The sequence below is a fragment of the Stieleria sp. genome (assembly GCF_041595215.1).
Lineage (GTDB): Bacteria > Planctomycetota > Planctomycetia > Pirellulales > Pirellulaceae > Stieleria > Stieleria magnilauensis.
The window spans coordinates 1-11,076 of sequence record NZ_JBFHKV010000156.1 but is presented as its reverse complement, the minus strand read 5'-3'; the positions used below and the strand labels follow the sequence as shown (position 1 = coordinate 11,076).

Here is an 11,076-nt window from a genome sequence, read left to right as displayed (position 1 = left end):
TCGACAAAGCCGCCTTTGGAGATGCTCAGCGTGTCGGGCCTATCGAGCGCGTCGTGGTAGCCCGCATCGGCGGGTCCCAGGCATTCATCATCGCTGCCGACGGCGCCCGTTTCACGACGGTCATCGACGACGCCATTGAGGTTGTCATCCACTTCGGCTTGACCGGGTTGTCCGTCCTGGCCGACGGTCAGCAAGACGGCAACGTCATCGGCAAAGCAATACGGCTGAACCTGATCGCCACCTTCGCTGACCGCGCGGTTGACGTCTGCACGGTCCAGGCCCGCGGTGGGCGGAGCGAAACGGCGGGTCTGGTTGAGCATCACCAACCGCGCGGCCACACCGCCGAGCAACAGAACCACGATCAATAGACGAATCACCATCACGTCGAATCAAAACTCCTGGATCACCGTCTGCTGACGAATCGTCTCGGCGCCAACGTCATTGATTCGGATGCTAATCTTGATCGCGCGAAGCGGGTCGCGAATGGGTGGACTGAGCTCGATCGGAGTCGTCGAGAGGTTTTCGGGAATCTGTTCGTTCCCGGCGTTCTGATCGGTGAACTCACCTTGGTTACCGATCGATCCGTCGAACGAACTCCAACGGCGGACACTCACCGGCCGTTGCAGGTTGGAGACGGTTCCGGAGTTGTCCTGGGCAACGCGGCTTTCCAGGTATCCCGGAACGCCGGGGGTCGCACCGGCGACTGCGAAGGCAAACTGAAAGGTCGGCACGACGCCGAATTGGGCCGCTGCAAATCGCCCTTCCTGATCCATCCCATCGGCCGCGTATCCGTCGGTCCAGGTGTCATAGACGGGTTGATAGAACGACGAGAGCGTGTTGGATCCCCCGGAACTCGACACGATAAAACGCCCGCTCTGCTCCCACGATTTCGGAAAGAACGAGTAGTACGCCGTCGGTGGTGATCCATACCGGACGCTGGGGCTGCCGCTGTATTCGAATCCGCTGTAGGGGCTCGCAAAATCTTCGTAGCGTGAATTGACCGCCGTCGGCGTCGGCGGCTGGGCGATGACATTGCCGGATTCGTCAAACTGAACCAATCCACGCATCGGGCCGCCGGCCAAACGCAAGTATCCCAAGTCCACAAAGTCGCCGCGGTCGACGACATCAAAGACGGTCGCGGGCGATTGATTCCAGTTCGTTCGAGAGCGATTGCCGTTGTTGACAAGGACTTCATCGATACGCGGATCGTTCACCGTGACGATTTCATCGTCGGATCCAGGCCACCCCAATTCTTCTTCCGTCTCCGCTGCGACGCCACCGACGGTCAGGCCATCGTCATTTCCGACACTGCCAGGCACCCCGTCGGGTCCTCGCCAAACGAAACGAGGCGCCGAAGGGTCAAAGATCTGAATGTCAAAACCGACCACGTCTTCTGCGATGACATCGGATCCGCCGCGGTTGATCAACGCGACGGAAGTTCCCCCCGCGCCAACATCGCTCACGCGATCCGCCAAATTAAATTCCGGGCGAACAAAGGTCGTCATCGTAAAACGACCATACGTATCCAGGTAAGGCGCATCGCCGGGCGCAGTTCCCACAACGTGATGGGCCTGGGCCGGAAACGTCGTCGGTGTCGTACCAGCGGCCATCAGCGGGTCATTCGGATCCGGCAAAGCAGGCGGCGTGGAATAGCGTGCGATCAGATAGGGATGGGGCGGACAAAGCGCGATCTGGGGCATGGACGAACCTTCCGAGCCCGAGATCAGCGACTGTGGGATCCGAACATGAGCAAATCGGTTCTCCGGCTTTGACAACTCGCCCAAGGAGTTTGCTTTCAGAACCGCCGTCGGCATTCCATACGTCGGAGTCACTCCCGGCGCGACCGTGGTCGCCGGCGCACTCCAGCGATCTGAAACACGGCTGATCGACAGGTCCATCGCTTGTTGAAGCCGGGCGATTCCGGTCAACCAGTTCGGAGAGGCGTTGGCAGGCCCGGCGGACCACAATCCGGGAGCACTGAGGAAGGTATTGTTGGGAAACAAAGACACGTTCCCACCGCCTTCGTTGGCAATCGGCACAATTTCCACGTCGGTCCCATTGCCGACCAGGAAGGGGATCGTCGGCACGTTGCGTGTGCCTGCCGATGTGGTCGGCACGCTGCTGGACGGATTGGCCAACCGATTGATGGCGTTCATCTCACTGGGCGTCATATTCAAATCGGGACGGATCAGCAGAACCCGACGATGCAGTTGCAAACGGTCGGGCAGCAAATCGCCATTCCGGTCTCGATACACGGGATAAAGCGAGACGGCGCCTCCGGAATCCGGTACCTGGTTTTCATAGACCAGCGATCCGTCGGAATTGCGTTCCCATTGCGGCGAAACCCAATAGGCGATTTCGGCAACATCCGAATAAAACGGGACCAGTTGAGTCCCGTAGCCGGGCGTGTTGTTGTAGGCCGTGATTTCGGACGGATCCAATTGGCGATTGGCGTATCGCTTGGCATCCAAGATCCCGCGCGGAATGAACCCGACAAACGGTGCCCCTTCTTTGGCGGTCGATGTGAATGCCAAGAAGTCGTCGAAGTCACCAAACCGGCTATCGGGAAAATACTTCTCCGCCAACGGGGTCGGATTGGCAACACTTCCCAGGATCGTGGTGGAATCGGTGAACGGTCCTTCGTGGTACACCAAGTAACCTTCCGCGGCCCCTTGTTTGGCCGGCGGAACCATGTCACACGTCGCCCGTCCGAGTTCATCACGCAACCGCAACGCGACATCACGAAGCCGACTGCTCAAATCCAACTCGGACTGTCGATTGGTGATTTTATTGCTCAGCAATTTGTAGGCGCGGGCGAGACCGAGCATCAACAACAGCGAAGCCGTCAGTGCGATCAACACTTCCAGAATCGTGAATCCGCGCGCGGTGCGCCGAAAACGTCGCGCGTTTTGGTTTAGATCATTCGTCATGAGTTATCAGCTGTGTATTGGAGACCAGCGCGTCCCCTTTCAGGGACGGTCCTAATTTCGAAAACCTCTCCGGCAAACGAGACGCTCACTCCACGATCTCGGAGTAGAGAATCATGCGTTCGGCGCCCATGTTTTTCCCACGCAGGAATCCGGTTGGGATGGTTCGGTCGATGACATAGTTGGCACGACTGCGGATGGCCTCTCCGGTTTCATTGACGTATTCGCGCCCCACCGCACCGGTCGTCGGGTCGACGACAAAGTAACCGAGCGTCAGGCGAATCTGGAAAACGTTACTGTGATTGGTCGTCACGCCCTGAAGCCGTGCGGTGTTCTGATTGCGGAAGAACGAATCGCGATCCAGATCGCGCAAGTTCTTATGCAATTCAGCCTGCGGGCGTTCAAACAGTGCGCTATTGACCAGCGGAATCTCGAGCTGCGCGATATCCGGGTTTCCGGGAGCGAGCGTCGGCAACGTGACCGACCCGCCGTTGGTCGCCGCTTCGACATCCAAGGCAAAGTTGTCCGGTTCCATTGCGCCGGTGGCCACCGCGTTCCGCTGCGCCGCCGTCAACATGCGTTCGTCCCAGTCGGGATGCGGCCGCATCAGCATCATGTCATGCGTCCGCCGGGGAACACCGAAACCGGTCGGGTCATGCTGTCGCATCATCCGTTGGACAGACGGCGTCGCTGCCGCCCGCGCCGGCCCAAACACTCCGGCAAACCGGGTGGGATAGCGCCAATCCAGATCGGGATTGCCATAGAACGTCGATCCGTTGAGGAATGCATCACCACGCAACGTCGTGCTATAGCCCCGTCTGGCTTCGATGAAGCCCTTGAAGCTGAGACCAAATCCGGAATCCACGGTTTGCAGGAACAGGTTGTTCTCACCCATCGTGGCGGGAGAGCCATAGGTGTTGTCGAGTTCATAAGGCGTCGAAATGCCCCAGGCAAAGGATCGATAGACCGAACCGTTGGCGAACAACCTTGAATTGCGGAACGCGGTCGTGAATCCGTTTCCATCGGGCTGTTGGTTGTAGGGGTCCGAGTAGATCTCGTTTCGAGTCGCTGCGGCGGGCTGCTGGTCGGGGTTTGCCGGATCCTCCCCGGCGTCCAAGAATTGACGCCCCACCAAGCGAGGATTCGTATTGCCCGCATCGGGATCTACGAAGTTTCGCCCTTTTCGAATGTAGTCCGGCGACGTGTTGACGTTGATCTTGCCCGGTGTCCGGTGCAATCCGACGTAGTTGTACGGCGGTTGCAACGTCTCCACGGCGCGGTTGAACATTCGGTGCACCTGCACCTGACTGCCGCCGTCGAACTCGACATCCCGTCGGAACCGAATCTTGCCGGGATCAAACCAACGTTGGCTGTCAAACCAGATCGGGCCGACATCGACATAGTCAAAGATCTGCTCGAATCCCGCACGATCTCCCGTGAAATCATCCGGCGCGTCTTCGTATTCATCCGGCGCGTCTTCGATGATCCCCAAGCTTTGCCGTCCGGTCGTGTCGGCACCGCGGTTCTGCGAATACTTGACATCGAAACCGAGCAAATGCCGGAACGGAACCGGTTGTTCGAATTCCCGGTTCGCGGGATTGCGTATCGTCCCGGGGCTGAACGTCTCCAACAGGGATGTCCGCGAAACCGCCGGCACATCCGCCAACCCGTAAGACGACTGGTACTCACGATTCATCCAGGGGATCGTCGTCAGCAAAACTCCTTCGGGGCTTCCAATCGTGAACCTCGGACTGCCGAAATCATCCGCCACAATTCGCGGCGACGTGTTGCGCACGGGATAGCCATATTCACGGTTAACGAATCCAAGCGTTTGAACAAACGGCTGGGCATCGAACGAGTTGCCGGTGTAGCGTTCCGCGTCGTACTCGGTTCGCAGTGCCGTCGCACTCGGTTCCAACGTGCCATTGTCTTGCCACATCGACCCGAGTTCATACGGCCAGCACGATCCACTCGGATTCGTGCTTTCGGCAACCGAAATCGCCGTGGGACGCAAAATGCTCGTCGTCATGCTCAATGGCGAGCGTTTGGCCACCACGATTCGCTCGTAGTCGGCCAAGGTGCTGGGAGTCGTGTTGAGGGGCACGAAAACCGTTGCACCGCGATCGTTGGCGATGTCCGGAATCTTGCGACGCGTATCAAATCGGACCAACGGCTCAAACTGATTCGCATTGGTATCATCCCAATCCGATTTGTCGTCGACCGAATCGTCTGTGAAAACGGCACCGCCGCTCATTCGGTCGACTGTTTCGCGAACGTCGTGCTCCCCGTTGAACGTGGTCAAATCCATGGGCATGAAATCGACGGTGATGTAGGGGTTGTCGATCGGATGCCAAGGCATCGTCGGATCGGCAAGCCGCTGCACAAACACCGTGGCTGCTTCTTGATGGGTTCCGACCGCCCACCATTCGTTGGTCGCCAGCGGAGCGGTGGGCAAGTGATCCAGCGGAACGTCCGGGTGACTTCCGGTCGTAGGATCGATCACGAACGGCGGATTGCCGGCCGGCGGCTCAGCCTCTTGATCGTAATCGTGATATCCGTCGACCAGAGGGTAAGGCCTGGGAGCGGCACCCGACGGCGTGGTCTGGGCACCATTGGCGATGCGGTGCGTCGGCGGAATATAAAAGTTCTCGTTCGGCAACGGGGCACTGATGTTGAACCCCATGTCCACATGCTCAACAGCATTGAAGTTCGTGAAGTACTGTTGCCAGGCCGCACGATTGCTTCCGGGAGCGTACGGTGGGTCGCCAGAGTTGCGCGCTTGGTGGGGGAACAGTGATTCGCAAATCAACGGCAACACGCCGCCGACCTCGTAGTACCCGTCGGCCGGCTCGTCGTCCGGATAACTCGGTGAGTTGGGGTTGGTCGTGTTGTTGCCCAGGGCGTAGTAGTCAAGCCGGAAACCACTTCCGCCCTGAGGACGAATGCGTAGAACCTGGTCCGTCGGTTGGTACGTCATCGACGTAGGATCGGGACCTTTTTTCTGACCAAAGTACGTTTCAACTCTCGGGGCAACGACCGCGTATTGCCCAGGAAATAGATACGGATTGACTGCATTTCGTCGATTGTAAACGTTGTCCGGTCGCATCCCGCTTCGATCATCCGTGACGACCGCCAAGTCAACCGGCGAAAGGTTCGTGAACCAAACAAATCGCTTCAGCTGGACTCGAGCAAGGTTGCCCGGCGCGGTGTCGGTAAACGGATTCAGGTCATCATCGGACAGCGTGACATATTCCTTACGATCGCCCGCCGGCGGCGTGTCGAATCGAATCGACGGTCGGATGTCGGCCGTGTGACGCTGGAATTCGTCCCAGGTCGTGACGTTGGCATCCTGAGAGTTGGGCGTCCAATCGTCCGTCGCCGGGTTTCCGTCCATGTCCAAGTAGTTGGGGGCATCGATTCCACTGTTCGTCAGATCTCGCAGCCGATCGGCGTCAAACGTCCAGCGCGTGCTCTTGTTCGCCGCACCTTTGTCCGGGTTGCTGCCGGCGGATTCGCCGATCGCCAATCGCCAGACCGGGCTTCGCCTTGTCCCCACTCCCACGACACGTCCCAAGTCCAACGCGTTGTTGGTGTACAAGTCACCTGGCAAACTCGGTTGTGTCTCTCCGTTGCCCACGACGGGTGATGCGAGCGATTGCAATTCGACGTACGCACTCGCTTGCGGCATGCGGAACTGGTCCATGTCACTGTCAGAATCGATCGTCGGATCGGACTGATCATCGTCGCGCGGGTACTCACCATCGGGTGTCACCTGCGACCCGGATCCGGCTCCACCAGCGGGCAACTTGACCAAGTTGCGTTTCAATCGTTTGTCGTGTGTCGCAATCGTCTCGGTGATCTGCAGCTCCGGCCGCTCGATGCCCCAGACCGTATTGCGTGCGGCGATCGTCAAATCGAATCCGTTGGAATCAAACGGGTTCCAGTCATAACGCAGACGGGTGCATTTTGAATCGACATCGCGATAGTCGACCGCATTGACCGCCCACTGCGCCAACCGTCGCGCGACGAAACGGTTCTTGATGTCGTCCGATGCATTGGCAATGTCGCCCGGATAGGGGAAGTCCGGCACGAGTGCAGTCGACCCTGTGTCCGCGATGAGCGCGAACATCAGGCAATACAAATGCCTGGCAAGCAACTCGGCACCATCGGCCATTTTCACGCGTACCGGCGGAGTGGTCGCGTCGTTGTCCAAATCAACGCGTAGATCACCCTGATCCAAGATGCCGTCTCCATCGGTGTCCAGCCCGTCAAAATCAGTGGGCGTCGTGGCCGATGGACGGTAGACGGTGTTGGGTCCGTAGTGCGCCTGGGCGTTGGCCTGACTGGCAAAACCATCGACGATTTGTGGGAACGCGTCTTCTTGAGAGAACCGATTGTTGGCCAGGTTCGCTTCCCGGACGACAGGGCCCGTCGAACGAACGGCCAAGAACGTATCGACCTCCGTCGTTTCATCGCCGATCCCTTCGCCGGTGTCATCTTGTTCGTTACCGATCTGGCGATTCAGATTCAACTTTGACCCTTTTCGCAATTCCAACGCCAACATGCGATGCAGTTGGGCATTGCTGGCGGCGGTGCCAAGTTTCTCGGCCAGAAACTGAACAAATCCGTCTTCGCCCGGCAATTCAGGTGAATCCACGCTTCGGCTGTCCGAGACCAACAAACGCCGCAGCGCTTCGTTGCGGTTCGCGGCGTCGCGCAGCAACTGCGAAAGTCGACCGTTCAGCTCTCCACCGTTTTGGAAATCAATCAACTCGGCCGTCGAAAACGGTTGATCGTCGCCACGAATCTCGGTCGCACCAAACTCATAGGGCTGGTTTCCGATATCGGTTCCAGTCGCCAGCTGGTTAAAGGTCTGTGTGCCGGTCCGAGGATCCTTGCGAGTCTTGATCAACCCCGTCATATCAATCGGTCGTCCCGCGACGGAGTTGGCTTGATGATCGAAGGTCCGCCCAGGAAAGGGAATCCGCGACAACAGATCGGCCGCCGGATTGGGGCTGACGGTGAACACGCGCGGTTCGAATCGCGTTCCCGCACCCGGGTAATGAAGGAAGTTGGCCAGTGCGGTGTTCGGCGCCGAATAGGGATACGGATTCGCGTAGTTGTAGGGTTGACCGCCGTACCGAACGTTCAAGAGGTTGCCGTAGCGGGTCAACAACACTTGATCGATCGAGATCGGTGCACCGACTTGATTGGTCCGGATCGGGCCGAGGAAGCCGCTGCGAATCGGCAGCCGCTCCAGCGCAAACAGATGCGAAAAGTCGATCTCGGCCGGCCCCAGTCCGCCGCCTCGCCCGAACGAGTCAAGTGCTCGATTGACGGCAAAGTACTGGGCGTCACTGGTGTAGCTACCCGGTCCGGTCTCAAACCGGCGATTGATCAGTTGGTTGAAACTGCCGGCGTAGTTGACATTGATTTTGCCATCCCAATCTTCGATCAACGCCGCGACCATCGGTTTCAAGACCAGTCCGTCCGGCGCGGTGACGGTGGGCAAACTCAAGTCCACCCAAACGCTGTCCGGCAGTCCATCCCCGTCGTTGTCCACGTCCCAAGGCCCGTTGATCAACCACGTCGCCAACTGCTCCACTTGGTTGATGATGCTCGGCAAGGACCCCGTCAAGTCGATCGGCCGGGCCAAGATGGAGACCGGGTTGGATCCCGAAAACTCTGGCGCACCATCAAATGGGTCACCGTCACTGTTCAGATCACTGACGGCGGCGTTGTAGTAAAAGTGCGGGAAGTTCAGCGGTCGCAAGGTCGCTCGGCGAATCTGAGTCATCAATTTCTCTAATCGCGCCGGAGCATTGGGATCCGTCGGATTGGCTTTGATTTGCGCAAACGTTTGCCCGGCGCCCACCGGTTCACCCGCGAGCCGAATCGGGGCGTTCATCACGAAGTTGATGATCGATGGCCGGTGGAACGACGGAATGATGTTCTGCCCCAGTTGCCGATTGAGTTCCGCCGCATTGTTTCCGTTGTAAATGGGAACGAAGGAGGCCGATCCGGTATCGACCCGACGATGGTCACTGGGTTGCCAAGCCAGAAAGATGTTTTCCATATCGGCCGCGTCCCAGGCTTCGTCCTGCTGCGGGTATTCGCCGACGGCTGTATTTCCACCCTGGTAGTCCGAACCGGTCAACCGTGCGTTGAGCGTAAATTCGATGTTCGCCGTCGGATCGATCACCGCCCCGTTTCGGCGCAGTCCAGTCACACCCGCCGGATTAAGGCCCGCTCCATTGAACACCAATCCGTTGACCACAAAGCGATAACCGTAGTCGTCGCTATTGGGAGCCCCCAATTCACCCGCATCGTCTTGACCATTGATCCCGTCATCATCCACCCCGGCGCGGCCGGGCTGGCCGTCGGGCCCGGGGCTGTACAACAATCGATTGGGAAAGTTTTGGGCGACGACGTATAGCCGCTCGGAGACGCCATCCAGGGTGATGACCTCGTCACCGAACTCGCTCAAATCGATCACCAAGTTTCCGGCCAGGCTGTATTCCGTGTTGTCACTGATACTCATCCCCTGGTCCGGCGTACCGTTCTCGGTTCCGAACGACCGAACGATTCGAAACGGCCGATTCTGCAAGGGACCTTCATCGAAGGTCACGATTCGTCCGGTCAGTGCATCGTCCAATTCCGTGTGCAATCGGTCTCGAAACGGTTGCGTGACCGGGGTGACCGTGCCCGGTGCCGGCGGGACACTGATTGGTTGGCCCGGCAAATCGGGGTTCGGGTAGTGCCAACGGGCCCAGTTCGTCGGAAACTTGAACAACGTCGACTGTGGTTCTTGTTGGCCGTTGAGCGGCAGCAGCAACTGCCCACCCGCCCGCGGAGGAACCGGGTTGGAATTGGTCGCCGGTGATGGCTGAGTCAAACGATGCGCCACCCGCATTTGCAGACCGTCGACACCGTAGTAGTCCTCCAACAAACTCGCCCCGAACGCGGCGCTGCGGGAATCATCCGTACCGATCATCAGCTGCAGGACCGCGCTCTCAATCGGTGGCACGGGCGACAATTCCTGCTGACGTCGCTTTTGGCTTGAGTACGACGACTCCGACATCTGGGAACTGAAGACCACAAAACTGATCACCAACACGGTGAACAACGACAGCATTCCCAGCACGATCAACAAGACAATCCCTCGCCGTGATCGGTTGGGAGATCGAGTCGATTGAAACAATCGTCGGTTCATAGGCTTGTACATTGGCATCAAATTTCGTCCCGCGATTCCGGGCCCCTGTTGAACGAGGCAGCTTTTGCCACGCCCGCGCAACAGTGCGATCGCTGTGTTGAAAAGAAAAGGCTTTCGACGCATCAAGGTCGAAATGGCTGAACTGGCATTCTTGCTTTGTGAACGAAATGCAATTCTTGCATTTCCAATTGAACGGGTCGGCCCGCATTCTGCCGGGCAACTCGATTGAACGGAGTACGGCGATGGCACATCACAGTTGAACCTGGAATGGTTTCACACTGACCACCTCAGGCATGATCACCACCACCGTCCCATAGTCTTGTTTCTTGTATCCCGCCGGATCCGTGGCAGTAGAGTCCATCATGTTGTCGTAGTTGAACGCAGGGGCATTGCCCCAGCTGGGCTGCGAGGGCGCGCCGTAATAGGGCGCGGCGTAACTCGTCCCAAACGCCTGAACTTGGGTCGGATGAAACATCCAATCCGGGCCGCGGACCGAGACCTGAGTCTCGTAACAAACGACGTTGTTGGGATCCGTGATCACCGTCGGCTCGCCGGTCACATCAGAGACCTGGTACCAGGCGAATTTCAAACCTCGCGGTTCCACGGCCCCGGTCGCCGGATTGGTAATGTATTCGCGCCGCATCAGCATCAACCAATCGTTGTTATTGAGATTCGGCAACACAAAGCGGCTGGTGCGAAACTTGAACTCTCCACCACCTCCGCCGACGAAGGGCCGGTCCGAAACCGACACGTATCCGATCTGCTCGCCGGGGAACAGCAACTCGTTTTCCGGTGGCGGCGGTGCATTGACAATGCTGGGATCGGTGGCCGTATAAGGTGTCAGCTGGTGCGCCAGCGCCGGACCGGCACCAGGCACCGTCACCACTTGACGATCCTTCATGGTCACCACGGCCGCATCAAACAGATTGCTACCGG

The 11,076-nt window shown here is 58.6% G+C and carries 3 protein-coding genes and 1 pseudogene; all 4 read right to left on the bottom strand.

The window, feature by feature from the left end; all coding sequences use genetic code 11:
* Positions 1-380: pseudogene (locus tag ABX749_RS08520) on the bottom strand (hypothetical protein); the annotation flags it as partial.
* A gap of 9 nt (positions 381-389) precedes the next feature.
* Positions 390-2,930, bottom strand: coding sequence for a type II secretion system protein J (locus ABX749_RS08515; protein WP_372895604.1), 2,541 nt, complete (start codon positions 2,928-2,930; stop codon positions 390-392).
* Positions 2,931-3,015: 85 nt separating this feature from the next.
* Positions 3,016-10,140 (bottom strand): hypothetical protein, encoded by a 7,125-nt coding sequence (locus tag ABX749_RS08510; protein WP_372895603.1) that lies wholly within the window; start codon positions 10,138-10,140, stop codon positions 3,016-3,018.
* Between the two features lie 250 nt (positions 10,141-10,390).
* Positions 10,391-11,076 (bottom strand): hypothetical protein (locus ABX749_RS08505; RefSeq protein WP_372895602.1); only part of this gene is annotated, 686 nt, incomplete at its 5' end.

What these genes read in the sequence shown, in the direction of transcription:
- ABX749_RS08510 (WP_372895603.1), bottom strand. Translation starts at nt 10,140, where the DNA reads ATGAACCGACGATTGTTTCAATCGACTCGATCTCCCAACCGATCACGG.
- ABX749_RS08515 (WP_372895604.1), bottom strand. Translation starts at nt 2,930, where the DNA reads ATGACGAATGATCTAAACCAAAACGCGCGACGTTTTCGGCGCACCGCG.